The following is an 18732-nucleotide window of genomic DNA, read 5'->3' as shown; positions in this document are numbered from 1 at the left end:
AAGAATTGATGGGCTCGCGCGGCGCATTTGGCGGCACGATCCTGTCTTTTACCGGTGATTTCGGTAAAGCTGAGTTCAGAAGCCGAAATTAGTTTTTCAGCGCGCAAACCTGATAAAATGCGCGCTTTCCGTAACATACACAATGGAGCCATAACATGTCCGATATCGAACAACGCGTTAAGAAGATCGTCGCCGAACAACTGGGCGTCGCCGAAGCAGACATCAAGAACGAATCGTCCTTCGTCGATGACCTGGGCGCCGATTCCCTCGACACCGTTGAGCTGGTAATGGCACTGGAAGACGAGTTCGAAATGGAAATCCCTGACGAACAGGCTGAAAAGATCACCACCGTGCAGCAAGCCATCGACTACGCGACCGCGCACGTCAAGGCCTAAGCAGCACGCTGTACCCGATCGACTCCAGGAGAATCGCTTGAGTTCCAAAAACCGTCGTGTGGTGGTAACCGGCCTCGGTTGCGTGTCCCCGGTCGGCAATACGATTGCCGAAACGTGGAGCGCAATTACCGAGGGTAAGTCCGGTATCGCCAACATCACCAAGTTTGATGCCACCGCGTTCTCGACCCGCTTTGCCGGCGAGGTCAAGAACTTCAACGTCGAAGCATATCTCGACGCCAAGGAAGCCCGCCATATGGATACCTTCATCCATTACGGCATGGCAGCGGGCATCCAGGCGATCCAGGATTCCGGTCTGGTCGTCACCGAAGAGAACGCCGACCGCATCGGCGTCATCATCGGCTCCGGCATCGGCGGCCTGCCGATGATCGAACAACAGAAGGAAGACTACGACAAGCGCGGCCCGCGCCGTATCTCCCCGTTCTTCGTTCCGGCCTCGATCATCAACATGATCTCCGGTAATCTCTCGATCAAATACGGCATGCGTGGCCCGAACCTGGCCATCGTCACGGCCTGCACCACCGGTCTGCACAGCATCGGCGCGGCGGCCCGCCTGATCGAGTACGGCGATGCCGACGCCATGGTGGCCGGCGGCGCCGAAGCCACCGTGTCGCCACTGGGCCTGGGCGGTTTCGCCACGGCCCGTGCATTGTCGTCGCGCAACGACGATCCGGCGGCCGCGTCCCGTCCATGGGACAACGACCGCGACGGCTTCGTGCTGGGCGAGGGCGCCGGCGTCATGGTGCTGGAAGAGTACGAGCACGCGAAAGCGCGCGGCGCGACGATCTACGCCGAGCTGCACGGCTTCGGCATGAGCGCTGATGCGTATCACATGACGTCGCCGCTGGAAGATGGCAGCGGCGGCAGCAAGGCCACCGTTGCCGCGCTGAAGAACGCCGGCATCAATCCGGACGAAGTGCAGTACCTGAACGCGCACGGCACCTCGACGCCGCAGGGCGACGTGGCTGAAGTCGTGGGCATCAAGCGCACGTTCGGCGAGCACGCGAAAAACATGGTGGTCAGCTCCACCAAGTCGATGACGGGCCACCTGCTGGGTGGCGCGGGCGGCCTGGAAGCCGTGTTGACCGTGCTGGCGATCCACCACCAGGTGGCACCGCCAACGATCAACCTGTCCAATCAGGACCCTGCATGCGACCTGGACTTCTGCGCCAATGTCGCACGTCCGATGCACATCCAGTATGCCGTCAAGAACTCGTTCGGCTTCGGCGGAACGAACGGCAGCCTTGTGTTCGGCAAGGTCTGAGGCGGCAGTCACATCGCCTTGTAATTTGTCTGAACTTTTCGCGCCTCACTCCGGTCTTACGGGAGTGAGCGCCGCGAGATCGGTACCGGGCGCGACAGAGATGTCGCGCCTTGTCGTTTCTGCGTCGGTCATTTGAAGCGTTCGCTTTGACCGGCCGCCCGGCAACTGGCCGGCGCTTCGCTTGTATTCCCTTGATTGTCGATGTCGCAGGTTGCGCTCACATGCGTGGCGCGTGCGCATCCGCACCCATATGCGTTCGGGTGGCTGCGCGAATGCCTGGCCCGATGCCGCGCGGGTAATCGGACCGCGCGTCCGCAAGTACTGCTGCATGGCGGCCAGCCGATGTCCGCCGGGTACGCCTTCGGTGAGCGTCGCCGGTGCGCACGTGCAACGTGCGGCGGGATGAAACCGGAGGTGCAGATGTCCATTGCCTTGTCCGCCGTGATCCGTCCGTCGCGCCAGTTGCGCTGGCTGCACGCGCTGCTGTGCGTGCTTCTCCTGGCCGGCGCCGGCGCCTTTCGCCAGCCTGTGCCGCGCTGCGTCATGGTGGCCGCGGTCTTTGTTAGTGCCAGCCGCAGGCGTCGCGGTGTCAATGGCGTGCGGCTTGATATTTCAGGTGTCGGCGGGATTCGGGTCGCGGTATACCAGATACAAGCCCAGATGAACGCGCAGATGTCCGCGCGAATGGAAGCGCAGACAGCAGCGCAGGCAGGAACAGGGGCGACAGCGCCATTGTGCGCGCCGGCGGAAGCGACGCTGCGCACGAACGCCGATCCGCCGGCGCAGGCGACCGTCCCGGCCGGTGCCGGCGACGTCGATGCGGGACGGGAGGTGTGGCTGATGCCCGGCTCCACGTTGTGGCCGTCGCTGTTGCTGCTGCGCCTGCGCAGCAGCGACGGCACGGTGTTCTGGCTGCCCGTGCTGCCTGATACCGTGGCGCCCGACGTATTGCGGCGCGTGGCGCTGGCGATGCGGGCCATCGCGGCACTGGGGCCGCCTGCGGCCTGAGCCGCGCACCGTCGTTAGTGCCAGGCGCGGCGGATGCCGTGAAAAAAAATCCGTGCAACCCCTGAACCAATTGCAGGAGGGGAGCTCATAGCAATATGAGCGCCCGCGCTGCAGGCCACCGAGGGCAGAAGGTGACGACAGACCGTGAGAGCGATCAGCTGCTGGTCGAACGAGTCCAGGCAGGTGAGCGGCAGGCATTCGACCTGCTGGTGTCGAAGTATCAGCGCCGGTTGTTGCGCCTAGTGGGGCGCATCGTGCACGACCCGGCCGAAGCGGAGGACGTGGTGCAGGAAACGTTCATCAAGGCGTTCCGCGCCCTGCGCCATTTCCGCGGCGACTCCGCGTTCTATACGTGGCTGTACAGGATCGGCATCAACACGGCGAAGAACACTCTGGTCACGCAAAACCGCCGCACGCCGTCGACCCTGGCCGATGCCAGGGCGCCCGAAGCCCTGGCCGAGGACGACGCCCTGCGCGATATCAACACGCCCGAGTCCATGCTGGCCACCAGGCAGATTGCCGAAACAGTCAACGCGGCCATGGATGCGCTGCCCGTCGACCTGCGCACGGCCATCCTGCTGCGCGAGATCGAAGGATTGAGCTACGAGGAGATTTCCGACATCATGTCCTGTCCCATCGGCACCGTGCGCAGCCGGATCTTCCGGGCCCGCGAAGTCATTGCGGAAAAGCTGCGTCCGCTGCTGGACGTGCCGGTTGACAAGCGCTGGTAGCCGGTCGACACTGAACCTTCGTTATTGATTTGTAACTTCCGATTACAATGGCGGCAATATGGACGCGACGCGACTGCAGGAGAACATCTCGGCAATGGTCGATGGCGAGCTGCCTGCCTGCGACGTCGAGTTGACCATGGCTGCGCTGGCCGGTGCGGACGGGCGCGCCAGGTGGCACACCTACCAGCTGATCGGCGACGTGCTGCGTGCCGACGCGGCCGCGGCCGGCCTGAGTAGCGCGTTTGGCGCGCGTCTGACGGCAAGGCTTGCGCAGGAGGCGTTCCCCGCGCAGCCGGACGGCGGCGCACCGACCCCGCAGGCACAGGCCGGCACGTCATCGCCCTTGCAGGCCCAGCCGCCACCGCAGGCAGCGCGGTCATCCTCGTCGCCACCTTCCCCGTCCGGAGCGCCTGGCGACACCACTGCACCGGCCGCGGTCGGGACGCGCTGACGGCCGCAACCGGATCACGCGTCAATCCGGGCGCCTGGCGGCATCGCCACGCCGGTCGCGGTCAGAACATGCCGACGCCACCAGCCGTTGTCCCGACAATCCGGTTTGCCTCAGCGCAGGTAGCTCGCAAGGTGCTGCGAGGAATCGACGCCGCCGGTTGCGTCCGCGTGAATTCGCCGTTTTCCCCTCTTGAAATTCCTAACTTCCTGCAACATCTTGTGTGTGCTGCAACGCTCGATTTCGCTTACCATGTGGAAGCTGCGCGATTTGCCAGGCATCGACCCACCCGAAAAAAACATACTATTCTTATGAAAACCAATTTCTCTGCTGGTAGTAAAACCTTGTCGGCGCTGATGGTCAGCGCGGGTATCCTGTTCGCTCCCGCAACTGTCGGCCTGGCACCGGTCCAGGCGGCCGCATCCGCGGTGTCCGGCCTGCCGGACTTCAGCGACATGGTCGACAAGGTCGGTCCGGCCGTCGTCAATATCCGCACCACGGAACGCCTGCGCATGCGCGACCAGGACGGTCCGGACCAGGATGAAATGCAGGAATTCTTCCGCCGCTTCTTCGGCGGCCAGATGCCGGTGCCACGCGGCCAGCAGGCGCCGCGCGGCAACCGCCGCCCCGTGCCGCAGGAGCAGGAAGTGCAGCGCGGGGTCGGCTCCGGCTTCATCATTTCCACCGATGGCTACGTGCTGACCAATGCCCACGTGGTGGCCGGCGCGGACGAAGTCTATGTAACGCTGACGGACAAGCGCGAATTCAAGGCCAAGGTGCTGGGTTCGGACGTGAGCACGGACGTGGCGCTGCTGAAAATCGACGGCGGCAAGCTGCCCGCGCTGACGATGGGCGACCCGGGCAAGATCCGCGTGGGCGAATGGGTCATCGCGATCGGCTCGCCGTTCAACCTGGAGAACACCGTTACGGCCGGCATCATTTCCGCCAAGTCGCGCGACACGGGCGAATACCTGCCGCTGATCCAGAGCGACGTGGCCGTCAACCCGGGCAACTCGGGCGGCCCGCTGATCAATATGCGTGGCGAAGTCATCGGCATCAACTCGCAGATCGCCACCTTGTCGGGCGGCTATAACGGCATCTCGTTTGCCGTGCCGATCGACGAGGCCATGCGCGTGGCCGACCAGCTGAAGAAATCCGGCAAGGTGACGCGCGGCCGTATCGGCGTCTCCGTGGGCGAAGTCAGCCGTGAAGTGGCGGAATCGCTGGGCCTGAAAGGTGCGCGCGGCGCCGAGGTGTCGCAGGTCGAGCCGGGCGCGCCGGCCGCGAAGGCAGGGCTGAAGCCGGGCGACATCATCGTCAAGTTCAACGGCACCGAAATCGCCAAGTCATCCGACCTGCCCCGCCTGGTGGGCAATACGGCGCCGAACACGAAGGCAACGATCACCGTCTGGCGTACCGGCTCGCTGGTGGACCTGCCGATCGTCGTGGCCGAGCGCGAATCCGACCAGCCCACCGTGGGCGGCAAGGGCGGCGAGCGCAGCAAGCCGAAAGCGGAAGGCGCCGCCAACGCGCTGGGCTTCAAGGTGAGCGACCTGTCGGCCGCGGAGAAGAAGGAGCTGGGCGTTGCCGGCGGCGTCAAGGTCGATGCCACCGAAGGCGTGGCGGCCGGTGCCGGCCTGCGCCAGGGCGATGTGCTGCTGCAGCTGAACAACGTGGCCATCGTCGATGCGAAGCAGTTTGCCGCGCTGGTGGCCAAGCTCGATCCGAAGAAGCCTTCGGTCGTGCTGGTGCGCCGCGGCGACGTGTCGCAGTTCGTGGCGCTGCGTCCGAGCGCACGCTGAGGCAGGCAGGGCAGGGCGCGGCGCCGTTGCCGCGGCCTGCCCGCCTTTCAACCGATGCACCGAACCACGCTTCGATTCACGCTGTATTCCCGCACCTACTGCCACCTCTGCCAGGACATGCTGGATGCCCTCAATGCGCTGCAAACGCCGGAGCATCCGTTCACGGTCGACGTCATCGACGTGGACGCCGACGACCGGCTGGTCGAGCGCTTCGACGAGCTGGTGCCGGTGCTGTATGCCGACCTGGACGGCCCCGAGCTGTGCCATTACTTCCTCGACGAAGAGAAGGTGAGGGCAGTCCTGCAGGGCTGACTATTTGCAGAGTTGCATCTTTTTCGTGCCCGGCACGTCAGAAATCGGGCTTTCCCCTCTGAAATCCGGTAAAATGCGGAGGGTTCTCCTAGCTTTCGTTTCCATGCGTGCGCGGCACAGCCGCCGCACCGGTGTTCGAGGTTTCTCAAAGCGCTCGCCAGGGCCCCCGGCCCCAGAGCGCTTTTTGTATTGCTGTCGTCTGATACGTTTTTAATTTAATGAACAACATTCGCAATTTTTCCATCATCGCCCACATCGACCACGGCAAGTCCACGCTGGCGGACCGCATCATCCAGCTTTGTGGCGGCCTGTCGGACCGCGAGATGGAATCGCAGGTGCTCGATTCGATGGATCTGGAACGCGAGCGCGGCATCACCATCAAGGCCCAGACGGCGGCGCTGAAATACAAGGCGCGCGACGGCCAGATCTACAACCTGAACCTGATCGATACGCCGGGCCACGTCGACTTCTCGTATGAAGTGAGCCGCTCGCTGTCCGCCTGCGAGGGCGCCCTGCTGGTCGTCGACGCCTCCCAGGGGGTGGAAGCGCAGACCGTGGCGAACTGCTACACGGCGCTGGACCTGGGCGTCGAAGTCGTGCCCGTACTGAACAAGATCGACCTGCCGAACGCCGATCCGCCGAACGCGATTTCGGAAATCGAGGACGTCATCGGCATCGAGGCCGGCGACGCCGTGCATTGCTCGGCCAAGACCGGCTTCGGCGTCGAGGACGTGCTGGAATCGATCATCGCCAAGGTGCCACCGCCGAAGGGCGATCCGGAAGCGCCGCTGCAGGCGCTGATCATCGACTCGTGGTACGACCCGTACGTGGGCGTCGTCATGCTGGTGCGCGTTGTGAACGGCACCATGAAGCCGAAGGAAAAGATCCGCCTGATGGCGACCGACTCCGTGCAGCTGGTCGAGGACATCGGCATCTTCTCGCCCCGTTCCGTGTCGCTGCCGGCGCTGTCGGCAGGCCAGGTGGGCTTCGTCATCGCCGGCATCAAGGAACTGAAAGTGGCCCGCGTGGGCGACACGATCACGTCCGCCGTCAAGCCGGCCGACGCGCCGCTGCCAGGCTTCAAGGAAGTCCAGCCGCAGGTGTTCGCCGGTCTGTTCCCGGTGGAGGCGAACCAGTACGACGCGCTGCGCGACTCGCTGGAAAAACTGAAACTGAACGACGCCGCGCTGATGTACGAGCCGGAGGTGTCGCAGGCGCTGGGCTTCGGCTTCCGCTGCGGCTTCCTGGGCCTGTTGCACATGGAAATCGTGCAGGAGCGTCTCGAGCGCGAGTTCGACATGGACCTGATCACGACGGCGCCGACCGTCGTGTACGAAGTCGAGCGCCGCGACGGCACCGTCATGAACGTCGACAACCCGTCGCGCATGCCGGACCCGTCGCACATCACGGAAGTGCGCGAGCCGATCGTCACCGTCAACCTGTACATGCCGCAGGAGTACGTGGGTTCCGTCATCACGCTGTGTATCGCCAAGCGCGGCATCCAGATGGACATGGCCTACCACGGCCGCCAGGTCAAGCTGATCTATGAAATGCCGATGGCCGAGATCGTGCTGGACTTCTTCGACAAGCTCAAATCCACGTCGCGCGGCTATGCGTCGATGGACTACGAGTTCAAGGAATACCGGGCGGCCGACGTCGTCAAGGTCGACATGCTGATCAACAGCGAAAAGGTCGACGCGCTGGCCATCATCGTGCACCGCGCCAATGCGCCGTACCGCGGCCGTGCCGTGGCCGCGAAAATGCGCGAACTGATCCCGCGCCAGATGTTTGACGTGGCGATCCAGGCCGCGATCGGTTCGAATATCATCTCGCGCGAGAACGTCAAGGCGCTGCGCAAGAACGTGCTGGCCAAGTGCTATGGCGGCGACATCTCCCGTAAGAAGAAGCTGCTGGAGAAGCAGAAGGCCGGCAAGAAGCGCATGAAGCAGGTGGGCTCCGTCGAGATCCCGCAAGAGGCATTCCTGGCAATCCTTACGGTGGACGAAAAATGACGATGCAAAGTATCCTGGGCAATTTCGCGCTGATCCTGTTCGTGCTGATGGTCGTCACGGGGATCATCTGGGTCCTGGACGTGTTCGTGCTGTCGAAACAGCGCCGGGCGGCTGCCGACCGTGCGCTGGCCGAGTATGACGCCCGCACGGCCAAGCTGACGGCCGACGGCATCCGCCTGGACACGCAGCAGAACGCGCGCGAGAAGCTGGAAGCGGAACACCTGCGCCAGCCGACCTGGATCGAATACTCGGGCAGCTTCTTCCCCGTCATCGCCCTGGTCTTCGTGCTGCGCTCGTTCCTGTTCGAGCCGTTCAAGATTCCGTCGTCGTCGATGGTGCCGACGTTGCTGGTGGGCGACCTGATCCTCGTGAACAAGTTCACGTACGGTATCCGCCTGCCCATCATCAACCAGAAGATCGTCCAGCTCAACGACCCGCAACGGGGCGACGTGATGGTGTTCAAGTACCCGATGGACACCAGCCAGGACTACATCAAGCGCGTCGTCGGCGTGCCTGGTGATAAGATCACCTACGAAGGCAAGAAACTGACCGTGAACGGCAAGCCTGTCAGCTACGCCCAGCAGGACGATTACCTGGACGACGAGAGCCTCGTCTACAAGAAGCAGTTCAAGGAAAACCTGACGGGTGTCGAGCACCGCATCCTGAACGACGACCGCGCGCCCACGCTGAACCTGGGCGACGTGCGCGAGTTCCCGAACAAGGAAGCCTGCACGTACACGAACGAAGGCTTTACCTGCACGGTTCCGGCCGGCAATTATTTCATGATGGGCGACAACCGCGACAACAGCGCGGACAGCCGCTACTGGGGTTTCGTGCCCGACAAGAATATCGTCGGCAAGGCGGTCGCAGTGTGGATGAACCTGTCGAACCCGCGCCGCATCGGCGGCATTCAATAAGGAGTGGCGATGCCGATCCTTCGCAACAGGCAGCGTGGCATCTCGCTGACGGGACTGATCGCGGCGCTGGTGGTCCTTGGCATCGCCGGCCTGCTGGCGATGCGTATCCTGCCGGCATATGCGGAGTATCGGGCCGTCTCCAGCGCCATCGTCAAGGCGAAAGCGGCGGGCAGCACGCCACAGGAAGTCCGCGCGTCGTTCGATCGCAGCGCGGAGGCCAACTACATCACGTCCATCGCGGGCCGCGACCTGACGGTCGAGCGCATTGACGGCGAACAGCAGGTATCGTTTGCGTATGACCGCAAGATCCACCTGGTCGGCCCGGCCAGCCTGCTGCTGGAATACAGCGGCTCGACCGCCAGGAACGTACCCGCGGCGCGGGCGGAATGACAGGAAACAACTCAACGATGAATTTACAGTTATTGCAGACTCGGCTAGGCCACTCGTTCCAGGATGCGGGATTGCTCCAGCAGGCCTTGACGCATCGCAGCCACAGCAGTCTGCATAACGAACGCCTGGAATTCCTCGGCGACTCGATCCTGAACTGCGCCGTGGCATCGATCCTGTACGAACGGTACAACACCATCGACGAAGGCGATTTGTCGCGCCTGCGCGCCAACCTCGTCAAGCAACAGTCGCTGTTCGAGATCGCCCAGAAGCTCGAGCTGTCGCAGTTCCTGCGGCTGGGCGAGGGCGAGCTGAAGTCGGGGGGTTCCGCCGGCCGTCGATCCTGGCCGATACGCTGGAAGCACTGCTGGGCGCGATCTTCCTCGATGCCGGCTTCGATGCGGCGGCCAAGGTGGTGCGCTCGTTCTACATCCCCATCCTGGACTCGGTCGATCCGCGGACGTTGGGCAAGGATGCCAAGACCTTGTTGCAGGAATTCCTGCAAAGCAAAAAAATTTCCCTCCCGCTGTACAACGTCGTTGCCACCCATGGCGCGGCGCACAGCCAGGAGTTCGAAATCGAATGCCTGGTGCCCAAGCTGGGCATCCAGGTCTACGGCCGGGGCGGCAGCCGCCGTGCCGGCGAACAGGCCGCAGCCAAGCTGGCGCTGGAAGTGGCCGAGCAGGCGCTGCTGCGAGCGCCCGCCGCCACGCCACGCAAGACCAAGCCCCGCGCCGCCCAGTTGAAGCTGGCGGGCATCGCCACGGTCCAGAACGACCCGGCGGAAACCAAGCTCGCCAACAAATAACCGAGATTCAATCATGACAGACGCACCCGCCACCGCATTCCGTTGCGGCTATATCGCCATCGTCGGCCGCCCCAACGTGGGCAAGTCGACATTGATGAACACGCTCATCGGCGCCAAGGTCAGCATCACGTCGCGCAAGGCGCAGACAACGCGCCACCGCATTACCGGCATCCAGACGGTTGCCGACGCCCAGTTCATCTACGTCGACACGCCCGGCTTCCAGACGCGTCATTCGAATGCGTTGAACAAGACGCTGAACAAGACCGTTACCAACACGCTGGATTCGTCCGACGTCATCCTGTACCTGGTGGAAGCGGGCACGTTCGGCCCGGCCGACCAGCAAGTCGTCGATCTGCTGCCGAAAAACGTGCCCGTCATTCTCGTCATTAACAAGTCGGACCGCATGAAGGACAAGGCCGTGCTGCTGCCGTTCGCGCAGCAGGTGGCAGCCAGGTTCGACTTCGCCGCCGTCGTGCCTGTCTCAGCCAAGCTGCGCTTCCAGCTGGACGGGCTGCAGAACGAAATCAAGCGCCTACTGCCGGAAAACGATCCGATCTTCGGCGAGGACGACATCACGGATCGCAGCGAGAAATTCCTCGCTTCCGAGATCGTGCGCGAAAAGCTGTTCCGCTTCGTCGGCGACGAGCTGCCATACAGCAGCACGGTACTGATCGAACAGTTCGAGCAGGAGGGCAACCTGCGCCGCGTGTTTGCGGCGATCCTGGTCGAACGCGACGGCCATAAGGCCATGATCATCGGCAACAAGGGCGCCCGCCTGAAGGAAATCTCCAGCCAGTCCCGCCTCGACATGGAGCGCCTGTTCGGCGGTCCCGTCTACCTGGAGATCTGGGTCAAGGTCAAATCCGGCTGGGCCGACAACGAAGCCGGCCTGCGCGCATACGGCTACGAATAAACCCATGGCGAAACGCCGCCCACCGGCCGCCACTGCCGAGTCCGTGACAACATCGGGGTCAGGCACGAAAACTGTCACGGGCTCGACTAAAGAAGGAACGGCCGTTACTGAGCTTGTGTCCGTGTCGGGGTCTGACCCTGTTGTAAGCACGAGCTCAGCACTCGGGGTGCGCGAGCAGTCGGTACCTTACGCTGTCACGGCCCAGCCCGTGACAGTTTTCGTGCCTGGGCAGGGCATGGCATTCATGCCATTGCCCGCGACCTTGGCGAGGAGCGATGCTCCCCGAAACCCCGAAGTCGCCCCCGAGGTTGTCACGGCCCCGGCCGTAGCGCCGCCACCGGCCATTCGCAAGCGCCCGCCACCCCGCACCGTTGGCACCCGCGTGCATGGCCAGCCGGCCTTCGTGCTGCACAGCTACCCGTACAAGGAAACCAGCCTCATCGTCGAACTGATGACGCGCGACTTCGGCCGCGTGGCGCTGATCGCCAAGGGCGCCAAGCGGCCGCACTCGCAGTTGCGCGGCGTGCTGCAGACGTTCCAGCCGCTGTCCGCCGGATGGACCGGCAAGAACGAGCTGCGCACACTGACCGATGCCGACTGGGTCGGCGGCATGCTGCCGCTGGAGAAGACGGCGCTGCTGTGCGGCTTCTACCTGAACGAGCTGCTCGTCAAACTGCTGGCGCGCGACGATGCCCATCCCGCGCTGTTCAACCATTACGTGGCAACGCTGAACCAGCTGGCGCACAACGAATCGCCCCCCATCGTCTTGCGCAAATTCGAAACGGCCTTACTTAGGGAGACAGGCGTCGCTGCCGACCTGACGCGGTGCACGACGACGCGCGCGAAAGTGCTGGCCGATGTACAGTACGTGGTGGAGCCCGAGCGGGGGCCGCGCCCCGTGCTGGCGGACGACACGGCGCCACGCGTGTCCGGCAAGACGCTGCTCGACATGGAGCGCGAGGATTACCAGGACCCCGCCACGCAGGCCCAGAGCAAGCAGCTGATGCGCTACCTGCTGGCGCACCACCTGAACGGTGCGCCGCTGAACACCCGCCAGATTCTCATCGACCTCATGCAACTGTAGAAAACAACAATATGAGCTTCCTCCATCCCGCCGGCCCCGTCATCGACCTGGGCGTCAACATCGACCACGTCGCCACCTTGCGCAATGCGCGCGGCACGGCCTATCCCGACCCGATCCGCGCCGCGCTGCTGGCCGAGCAGGCCGGCGCGGACTGCATCACGCTGCACCTGCGCGAAGACCGCCGCCACATCAAGGATGCCGACGTGATTGCGCTCGCGCCCCAGCTGATGACGCGCATGAACCTGGAAGCGGCCGTGACGCAGGAGATGATCGATTTCGCCTGCCGCATCCGCCCGGCCGATGTCTGCCTGGTGCCGGAGAAGCGCACGGAGATCACGACGGAAGGGGGGCTCGACGTCGTGCGCTTCCATGCCGAGGTCTCGAAGGCGGTGAAGCAGTTGCAGGGCGAAGGCATTCGCGTCAGCCTGTTCATCGATGCCGACGAGGCGCAGATCGCCGCCGCGGCCGACGTGGGCGCGCCCGTCATCGAACTGCACACGGGCGCCTATGCCGATGCCGCAGGCGACGTGCAGCTGGAAGAACTGGAGCGCGTCAAACGCGGCGTGCGCTGGGGCGTGCAGCACGGGCTGAAGGTGAACGCCGGCCACGGCCTGCACTACACGAACGTGCAGGCCATCGCGGCGATTCCCGACATCGCGGAGCTCAACATCGGCCACGCCATCGTCGGCCATGCCGTGTTCGTCGGCTGGGAGAATGCCGTGCGTGAAATGAAGGCCATCATGGTGGCGACGCGGCTCGGAGCGCGATGATCCACGGCGTCGGCACGGACATCTGCAAGATCGGCCGCATCGCGCAGGCGCTGGGGCGGCACGGCGAACGCTTCGCGCAGAAGATCCTGGGGCCGCGCGAGATGGAGGTGTATCGCGCCCGTTGCGAGGGGCATCCGCAGCGCGGGGTGCGCTACGTGGCGACGCGCTTCGCGGCCAAGGAGGCGCTGTCGAAAGCCCTGGGCATCGGCCTGCGCGCGCCGATGACATGGCCGGCGGCCCAGCTGCTCAATGCCGACAATGGCAAGCCCGCGTTTGTCTGGGACGGGGCGTTGAGGGATTATATGGAAGCGAACCGGCTGACGGCCCAGGTCTCCGTCAGCGATGAAGAGGATTACGCGGTCGCGTTCGCGATCGTGGAACGGCAAAGCGAATGACAGAACCGATGCAACCGACCGTCACGGCACGCGAGCAGGTGCTCGCCACCGTGGCGAAGCTCCCGAACCTGCCGGGCGTGTACCGCTACTTCGACGCCGAGGACAAGGTCCTCTACGTCGGCAAGGCGCGCGACCTCAAAAAGCGGGTCTCCAGCTACTTCCAGAAGAACCATTCCAGCCCGCGCATCGCCATGATGGTGGAGCGCATCGCCCGCCTGGAGACGACGGTCACGCACAGCGAGGCCGAAGCGCTGATCCTGGAAAACAACCTGATCAAGTCGCTGCAGCCGCGCTTCAATATCCTGTTCCGCGACGATAAATCGTATCCGTACCTGAAGTTGACGGGCGACGAGTTTCCGCGCATGGCGTACTACCGCGGCGCGGTGGACAAGAAGAACCAGTATTTCGGTCCGTTCCCGTCGGCGTGGGCCGTCAAGGAATCGATGCAGATCCTGCAGCGCGTCTTCCGCCTGCGCACGTGCGAGGATAGCGTCTATCAGAACCGCACGCGTCCGTGCCTCCTGAACCAGATCGGCCGCTGCAGCGCCCCGTGCGTGGATGCCATCGGCGTCGACGAGTACCGCACGGACGTGAACAACGCCGCGCGCTTTCTGCGCGGCCGCACCAACGAGGTCATGGAGGAGCTGGAGCAGAAGATGCACGGCTTCGCGATGGACCTGAAGTTCGAGCAGGCCGCCGGCGTGCGCAACCAGATCCAGGCGCTGTCGAAGGTGCTGCACCAGCAAAGCATGGAAACCACGGGCGACGCCGACGTCGACATCATCGCCGTGGTGGTGCAGGGCGGGCGCGCGTGCGTCAACCTGGCAATGGTACGGGGTGGCCGCCACCTGGGCGACCGCGCCTACTTCCCGACCCATGTGACCGATGCGGAGAGCGTGGCCGAGCGGGCCATCGAGGTCGAAGTGCTGGCCGCCTTCCTCGTCCAGCATTACACGGAGAAGACGATCCCCGGCGTGCTGATCCTGAACATCGAATTCGACCAGCCGGAGCTGATGATCGCGCTGCAGGAGCAGTGCGGCCACCGCATCAACCTGCTGTTCCAGCCGCAGGGGCAGCGCCGCCAGTGGCTGGAGCTGGCGCAGAAGGGCGCGGAGATCTCGCTGGCCCGCCTGCTGTCGGAGCAGGGCTCGCAGCAGTCGCGCACGCGCGCGCTGGTCGATGCGCTGGGCATCGAGTGCGAGGACATGGACGCGTTGCGGGTCGAGTGCTTCGACATCAGCCACACAATGGGCGAGGCGACCCAGGCATCCTGCGTCGTGTTCCACCACCACGCGATGCAGAACGGCGAGTACCGCCGCTACAACATCAACGACATCACGCCTGGCGACGATTACGCCGCCATGCGCCAGGTGCTGATGCGCCGCTACGAAAAGGTGGCGAACGGCGACGGCGTCATGCCGGACATCGTGCTGATCGACGGCGGCAAGGGGCAGGTCGAGATGGCGCGCCAGGTGTTCGTCGAGCTCGGGCTGGACATCGGCCTGATCGTCGGCGTGGCGAAGGGCGAGGGCCGCCGCGTGGGCCTGGAGACGCTGATCTTCGTGGATGGCCGCGCGCCGCAGGAGCTGGGCAAGGAATCGGCCGCGCTGATGCTGGTGGCGATGATCCGCGACGAGGCGCACCGCTTCGCCATCACGGGCATGCGCGCCAAGCGGGCCAAGGCGCGCCAGACGTCACAGCTGGAAGAGATCGAAGGCATCGGCGCCAAGCGCCGCCAGCGCCTGCTGGCGCGTTTTGGCGGGCTGCGTGGCGTTGTCAATGCCAGCGTCGAGGACCTGATGTCGGTGGAGGGCATCTCCGGCAAGCTGGCCGAAGAGATCTACCGGCGGCTGCACTGAGCATTTTAATAGCTCTAACGAATCGTGCTTGCTGGCATTAGGGGCAGCCACAGGGTAGACTAGCGGCGCATTATTAAAATTTCACAAGCCCGCCGCCTCTATGCCCTTCAATATCCCGATCCTGCTGACCTGGTTGCGCGTCGCGCTCATTCCCCTGGTCGTGGGTGTGTTCTATCTCCCGCCCGGCTGGCTCCCGCTGGAGGACCGCAACCTGGCGGCCACCCTCGTGTTCATTGTTGCCGCCATAACGGACTGGTTCGACGGCTTCCTGGCCCGCCGCTGGAACCAGACGTCGGCGTTCGGCGCCTTCCTCGATCCCGTCGCGGACAAGCTGATGGTAGCCGGTGCGCTGCTCGTGCTGGTGCAGCTGGACCGCTGCAATGCCATCCTCGCCTTTATCATCATCGGCCGCGAGATCACGATTTCCGCGCTGCGCGAATGGATGGCGCAGCTGGGCGCGTCGAAGTCCGTGGCCGTCAACTCCATCGGCAAGATCAAGACGGCAGCGCAGATGACGGCCATTCCCGCGCTGCTGTATTACGACGTCGTGCTGGGCGCGATCGACACGCGCTACTGGGGCGAGAAGCTGCTGTGGCTGGCAAGCGTGCTGACGGTCTGGTCGATGCTGTACTACCTGAAGAAGGCGTGGCCGCTGATCAAGGAAAAGGCGGGGACGCTGAACTGAGCTGAACTGAATGCAATGTTGCCCTTGACAGTGCGATTCCATGCTCTATAATGCTGGCCTGTTGTTGATGACAACGCAGCAAAAAACGGTAGTCGAAAGTAATGCGGGAGTAGCTCAGTTGGTAGAGCGCAACCTTGCCAAGGTTGAGGTCGAGAGTTCGAGACTCTTCTCCCGCTCCAGTTTTTGCGAGCAAAGTGTCAACAATTCGCTGGGCATCTGATGATGATTCTGCGATAATGCGGTTCCTGAAATGCGGGAGTAGCTCAGTTGGTAGAGCGCAACCTTGCCAAGGTTGAGGTCGAGAGTTCGAGACTCTTCTCCCGCTCCAGTCGAAAGACCGGGGCAGCAAAAAAGTAATACCACTCCAAGCGGGAGTAGCTCAGTTGGTAGAGCGCAACCTTGCCAAGGTTGAGGTCGAGAGTTCGAGACTCTTCTCCCGCTCCAGAATTGAGAAGGTCGCAGCGGTTAACCGCGCTGGGGCTTGCGTAGTAAAAGTTTCCTCAGGCGAGGTAGCAAAGCGGTTATGCAGCGGCCTGCAAAGCCGTCTAGACGGGTTCGACTCCCGTCCTCGCCTCCAAGGTTATCGCAGTAAAAGCAGCAGTAAAAGCTCCATGCGGGAGTAGCTCAGTTGGTAGAGCGCAACCTTGCCAAGGTTGAGGTCGAGAGTTCGAGACTCTTCTCCCGCTCCAGTATTGAAAAAGGGCAGCCGATGTGGCTGCCCTTTTTGCATTTTGATTCCTTATCGAAAGCGCCGCATGCCCGCATCCCCGCCTTCGCGCCTGACCCGGCCGCACCAGCTGGTGGCGCCTGCGTGTCTGGCGCGGCAGGGGGCGGACGCGCGCATCATCGAAGTAGGATGCGACGGTCGCGCACAATACCTCGCCGCCCATATTCCAACAGCGATCCACCTCGACACGCGCGAGCTCGAAGCGCCGCCACTGTTCAACAAGGTATCCGACGAGGCCCTGCTGGCGGTGCTGCTGCGCCTCGGCATCCGGCACGACACCACCGTCATCCTGTACGGCCGCAACACGCTGGCCGCGGCCCGCGCGGCCCACCTGATGCTGTACGCGGGCGTGACCGACGTGCGCCTGCTCGACGGCGGCTTTGCGCGCTGGTGTGCCGACGGTCATCCGGTGACCGCCGGTCCCGGCGAGGCGCCGGTCCCTGTAAGCGCATTCGGCGCGCCATTCCCTGGCCGCCCGGACTTCCTGATCGACATGGCACAGGCCAGGCGACTGCTGGCGCGCGATGACGCCGTGCTTGCCAGCGTCCGCACGTGGAGCGAGCACACGGGCGCCACGTCCGGCTACAGCTACATCAGCGCACGCGGCGACATCCCGGGCGCACGCTGGGGCAGGGCGGGGCGCGACGGCGACGTCAACAGCATGAGCGACTACCACGACGCCGCCGGTTGCATGTTGCCGGCCGCCGTCATCGAAGCCATGTGGCGCGAGCAGGGCATTCATGCCGGCCTGGAGACGGCGTTCTATTGCGGCACAGGCTGGCGCGCGTCGCTGGCCTTTTACTACGCCTGGCTGCTGGGCTGGCCACGGATCGGCGTCTACGACGGGGGGTGGTTCGAGTGGAGTGCGGATGCCGGCAATCCGGTGCGGACCGCAGCGTCTGCCGCCTGCCAAACGATCGACGCTGATTGATCCGCCGCCTCTGTCTACCCTGCGGCGGTCCATCTTCGACGCCGCCTGACGCCTCTCCGCGCGTATGGCAGCGCCTGCGGTTTTCCACCGAAAATCCCTTTTCAATTGTCCAGGCGTGATCTATTATTCAATCCGCAAACGTTTGCGCGCCTGTTTTTCCGATAAATTCCCGATAAGCACCCCATAGACGTGCTTGCACTTGAAGGAGACCGACCTTGAACACCGCCCGTACCCGCCTGAAACTGATCGCCGCCGCCGCCCTCGTGTGCGCGCTGCCCGCCGTGCCGGCCATGGCGCAGACCGCCGCCAAGCCGAAGGTCGCGCTGGTGATGAAGTCGTTGGCCAACGAGTTCTTCCTGACCATGGAAAACGGCGCAAAGGCCCACCAGAAAGCCAACGCCGCCAAGTACGACCTGCTGGCCAACGGCATCAAGGACGAGACCGATACGTCGGCCCAGATCAAGCTGGTCGAACAGATGATCGTCTCGAAGGTGAATGCGCTGGTGATCGCGCCGGCCGATTCGAAGGCACTGGTGCCGGTACTCAAGAAGGCGGTCAACGCCGGCATCATCGTCGTCAACATCGACAACAAGCTGGACGATGCGGCGCTGAAGGAAAAGGGCATCACGGTGCCGTTCGTCGGTCCCGACAACCGCAAGGGCGCCAAGCTTGCCGGCGATTTCCTGGCCAAGCAGATCAAGGCGGGCGACCAGGTCGGCATCATCGAGGGCGTCTCGACGACGTACAACGCGCAGCAGCGCACCCTGGGCTTCCAGGACGCCATGAAGGCGGCCGGCGCCAAGGTGGTCGGCGTGCAGTCCGGCCAGTGGGAAATTGCGCCGGGCAACACCGTCGCTGCCGCGATGCTGAACGCCAACCCGAATATCACCGCATTCCTGTGCGGTAACGACAATATGGCCATCGGCGCCGTCTCCGCCATCAAGGCGGCCGGCAAGCTGGGCAAGGTGAAAGTGATCGGCTACGACAACATCAATGCCATCAAGCCGATGCTGGCCGACGGCCGCGTGCTGGCGACCGTCGACCAGTTCGGCTCGCAGCAGGCCGTGTTCGGCATCGAAGCCGTGCTGAAGGCGCTGGCCGAGAAGAAGACCCAGGCCACGCTGGGCGGCATGGTGGAAACCAAGGTTGCGCTGGTCACCAAAGACAGCAAATAAAGCGGTCCATACGCAGCCCGCCCGGGCAGGGTGGACGGCCGCCGCGCCGTCCACCCTGCGCCGGTGCGTCCCCATACCTTCCAGCCCCATT

General features: G+C 63.9%; 18 protein-coding genes, 5 tRNA genes and 1 pseudogene. All 24 read left to right on the top strand.

What is annotated here, in order from left to right; all coding sequences use genetic code 11:
• Window positions 1-155 precede the first annotated feature (155 nt).
• The 24 genes and pseudogenes from acpP to E1742_RS06515 all read left to right on the top strand — a co-directional run bounded on the left by acpP (window position 156) and on the right by E1742_RS06515 (window position 18641).
• Window positions 156-395 (top strand): acyl carrier protein, encoded by a 240-nt coding sequence (gene acpP / locus E1742_RS06630; protein WP_028104092.1) that lies wholly within the window; start codon window positions 156-158, stop codon window positions 393-395.
• Window positions 396-432: 37 nt separating this feature from the next.
• A complete protein-coding gene (fabF, locus tag E1742_RS06625) occupies window positions 433-1677 on the top strand; it encodes a beta-ketoacyl-ACP synthase II (protein ID WP_134384099.1) in 1245 nt (414 codons plus the stop codon).
• A gap of 420 nt (window positions 1678-2097) precedes the next feature.
• Window positions 2098-2685 (top strand): hypothetical protein, encoded by a 588-nt coding sequence (locus E1742_RS06620; protein ID WP_134384098.1) that lies wholly within the window; start codon window positions 2098-2100, stop codon window positions 2683-2685.
• Between the two features lie 131 nt (window positions 2686-2816).
• The gene (rpoE, locus tag E1742_RS06615; protein WP_229466584.1) at window positions 2817-3416 is read left to right on the top strand and encodes an RNA polymerase sigma factor RpoE; all 600 of its coding nucleotides are present in this window, start codon (window positions 2817-2819) and stop codon (window positions 3414-3416) included.
• A 58-nt stretch (window positions 3417-3474) separates the two neighbouring features.
• Complete coding sequence (locus tag E1742_RS06610; RefSeq protein ID WP_134384096.1) at window positions 3475-3867, top strand: sigma-E factor negative regulatory protein; 393 nt, start codon at window positions 3475-3477, stop codon at window positions 3865-3867.
• A gap of 308 nt (window positions 3868-4175) precedes the next feature.
• Window positions 4176-5666 (top strand): DegQ family serine endoprotease, encoded by a 1491-nt coding sequence (locus E1742_RS06605; protein WP_134384095.1) that lies wholly within the window; start codon window positions 4176-4178, stop codon window positions 5664-5666.
• 54 nt (window positions 5667-5720) lie between these two features.
• A complete protein-coding gene (locus tag E1742_RS06600; RefSeq protein WP_134384094.1) occupies window positions 5721-5978 on the top strand; it encodes a glutaredoxin family protein in 258 nt (85 codons plus the stop codon).
• A 218-nt stretch (window positions 5979-6196) separates the two neighbouring features.
• Window positions 6197-7990, top strand: a complete 1794-nt coding sequence (gene lepA, locus E1742_RS06595) for a translation elongation factor 4 (protein WP_134384093.1) — start codon at window positions 6197-6199, stop codon at window positions 7988-7990.
• Window positions 7987-8907 carry a signal peptidase I gene (lepB, locus tag E1742_RS06590; RefSeq protein WP_134384092.1) on the top strand — a complete coding sequence of 307 codons (921 nt, stop codon included), beginning with the start codon at window positions 7987-7989 and terminating at the stop codon, window positions 8905-8907. The genes lepA and lepB overlap by 4 nt, the downstream gene beginning before the upstream one ends.
• Window positions 8908-8916: 9 nt before the next feature.
• Window positions 8917-9297, top strand: a complete 381-nt coding sequence (locus E1742_RS06585) for a DUF4845 domain-containing protein (protein WP_134384091.1) — start codon at window positions 8917-8919, stop codon at window positions 9295-9297.
• A gap of 17 nt (window positions 9298-9314) precedes the next feature.
• A pseudogene (gene rnc, locus E1742_RS06580) lies at window positions 9315-10102 on the top strand (ribonuclease III).
• Between the two features lie 13 nt (window positions 10103-10115).
• Window positions 10116-11015 (top strand): GTPase Era, encoded by a 900-nt coding sequence (gene era, locus E1742_RS06575; protein WP_134384090.1) that lies wholly within the window; start codon window positions 10116-10118, stop codon window positions 11013-11015.
• A gap of 235 nt (window positions 11016-11250) precedes the next feature.
• Entirely contained in the window at window positions 11251-12099 is an 849-nt protein-coding gene (gene recO, locus E1742_RS06570) for a DNA repair protein RecO (protein WP_371860211.1), read from the top strand.
• Window positions 12100-12110: 11 nt separating this feature from the next.
• Window positions 12111-12869, top strand: coding sequence for a pyridoxine 5'-phosphate synthase (gene pdxJ, locus E1742_RS06565; protein ID WP_134384089.1), 759 nt, complete (start codon window positions 12111-12113; stop codon window positions 12867-12869).
• A complete protein-coding gene (gene acpS / locus E1742_RS06560; protein WP_134384088.1) occupies window positions 12866-13264 on the top strand; it encodes a holo-ACP synthase in 399 nt (132 codons plus the stop codon). The genes pdxJ and acpS overlap by 4 nt, the downstream gene beginning before the upstream one ends.
• 8 nt (window positions 13265-13272) lie before the next feature.
• Window positions 13273-15123, top strand: coding sequence for an excinuclease ABC subunit UvrC (gene uvrC / locus E1742_RS06555; protein ID WP_134388070.1), 1851 nt, complete (start codon window positions 13273-13275; stop codon window positions 15121-15123).
• A gap of 100 nt (window positions 15124-15223) precedes the next feature.
• The gene (gene pgsA / locus E1742_RS06550) at window positions 15224-15808 is read left to right on the top strand and encodes a CDP-diacylglycerol--glycerol-3-phosphate 3-phosphatidyltransferase (protein WP_134384087.1); all 585 of its coding nucleotides are present in this window, start codon (window positions 15224-15226) and stop codon (window positions 15806-15808) included.
• Between the two features lie 103 nt (window positions 15809-15911).
• Window positions 15912-15987 (top strand) — tRNA-Gly (locus tag E1742_RS06545).
• Between the two features lie 73 nt (window positions 15988-16060).
• Window positions 16061-16136, top strand: a tRNA-Gly gene (locus E1742_RS06540).
• A 40-nt stretch (window positions 16137-16176) separates the two neighbouring features.
• Window positions 16177-16252, top strand: a tRNA-Gly gene (locus tag E1742_RS06535).
• Between the two features lie 59 nt (window positions 16253-16311).
• Window positions 16312-16385, top strand: a tRNA-Cys gene (locus E1742_RS06530).
• A gap of 36 nt (window positions 16386-16421) precedes the next feature.
• Window positions 16422-16497: transfer RNA gene (locus tag E1742_RS06525), tRNA-Gly, on the top strand.
• Window positions 16498-16563: 66 nt separating this feature from the next.
• Window positions 16564-17466, top strand: coding sequence for a sulfurtransferase (locus tag E1742_RS06520; protein WP_134384086.1), 903 nt, complete (start codon window positions 16564-16566; stop codon window positions 17464-17466).
• A gap of 215 nt (window positions 17467-17681) precedes the next feature.
• A complete protein-coding gene (locus tag E1742_RS06515; protein ID WP_371860210.1) occupies window positions 17682-18641 on the top strand; it encodes a sugar ABC transporter substrate-binding protein in 960 nt (319 codons plus the stop codon).
• Window positions 18642-18732: the final 91 nt, after the last annotated feature.

The sequence above is a fragment of the Pseudoduganella plicata genome (assembly GCF_004421005.1).
Classification (GTDB): domain Bacteria; phylum Pseudomonadota; class Gammaproteobacteria; order Burkholderiales; family Burkholderiaceae_D; genus Rugamonas; species Rugamonas plicata.
The sequence above is the reverse complement of the archived record's forward strand: the minus strand, read 5'-3'. Positions and strand labels throughout refer to the sequence as shown.

Excerpts from the sequence above, each read along its gene's own strand:
- acpP (WP_028104092.1), top strand. The coding sequence starts at position 156 with ATGTCCGATATCGAACAACGCGTTAAGAAGATCGTCGCCGAACAACTG.
- E1742_RS06620 (WP_134384098.1), top strand. The coding sequence starts at position 2,098 with ATGTCCATTGCCTTGTCCGCCGTGATCCGTCCGTCGCGCCAGTTGCGC.
- E1742_RS06610 (WP_134384096.1), top strand. The coding sequence starts at position 3,475 with ATGGACGCGACGCGACTGCAGGAGAACATCTCGGCAATGGTCGATGGC.
- E1742_RS06605 (WP_134384095.1), top strand. The coding sequence starts at position 4,176 with ATGAAAACCAATTTCTCTGCTGGTAGTAAAACCTTGTCGGCGCTGATG.
- E1742_RS06600 (WP_134384094.1), top strand. The coding sequence starts at position 5,721 with ATGCACCGAACCACGCTTCGATTCACGCTGTATTCCCGCACCTACTGC.
- lepA (WP_134384093.1), top strand. The coding sequence starts at position 6,197 with ATGAACAACATTCGCAATTTTTCCATCATCGCCCACATCGACCACGGC.
- lepB (WP_134384092.1), top strand. The coding sequence starts at position 7,987 with ATGACGATGCAAAGTATCCTGGGCAATTTCGCGCTGATCCTGTTCGTG.
- E1742_RS06585 (WP_134384091.1), top strand. The coding sequence starts at position 8,917 with ATGCCGATCCTTCGCAACAGGCAGCGTGGCATCTCGCTGACGGGACTG.
- era (WP_134384090.1), top strand. The coding sequence starts at position 10,116 with ATGACAGACGCACCCGCCACCGCATTCCGTTGCGGCTATATCGCCATC.
- recO (WP_371860211.1), top strand. The coding sequence starts at position 11,251 with ATGGCATTCATGCCATTGCCCGCGACCTTGGCGAGGAGCGATGCTCCC.
- pdxJ (WP_134384089.1), top strand. The coding sequence starts at position 12,111 with ATGAGCTTCCTCCATCCCGCCGGCCCCGTCATCGACCTGGGCGTCAAC.
- acpS (WP_134384088.1), top strand. The coding sequence starts at position 12,866 with ATGATCCACGGCGTCGGCACGGACATCTGCAAGATCGGCCGCATCGCG.
- uvrC (WP_134388070.1), top strand. The coding sequence starts at position 13,273 with ATGCAACCGACCGTCACGGCACGCGAGCAGGTGCTCGCCACCGTGGCG.
- pgsA (WP_134384087.1), top strand. The coding sequence starts at position 15,224 with ATGCCCTTCAATATCCCGATCCTGCTGACCTGGTTGCGCGTCGCGCTC.
- E1742_RS06520 (WP_134384086.1), top strand. The coding sequence starts at position 16,564 with ATGCCCGCATCCCCGCCTTCGCGCCTGACCCGGCCGCACCAGCTGGTG.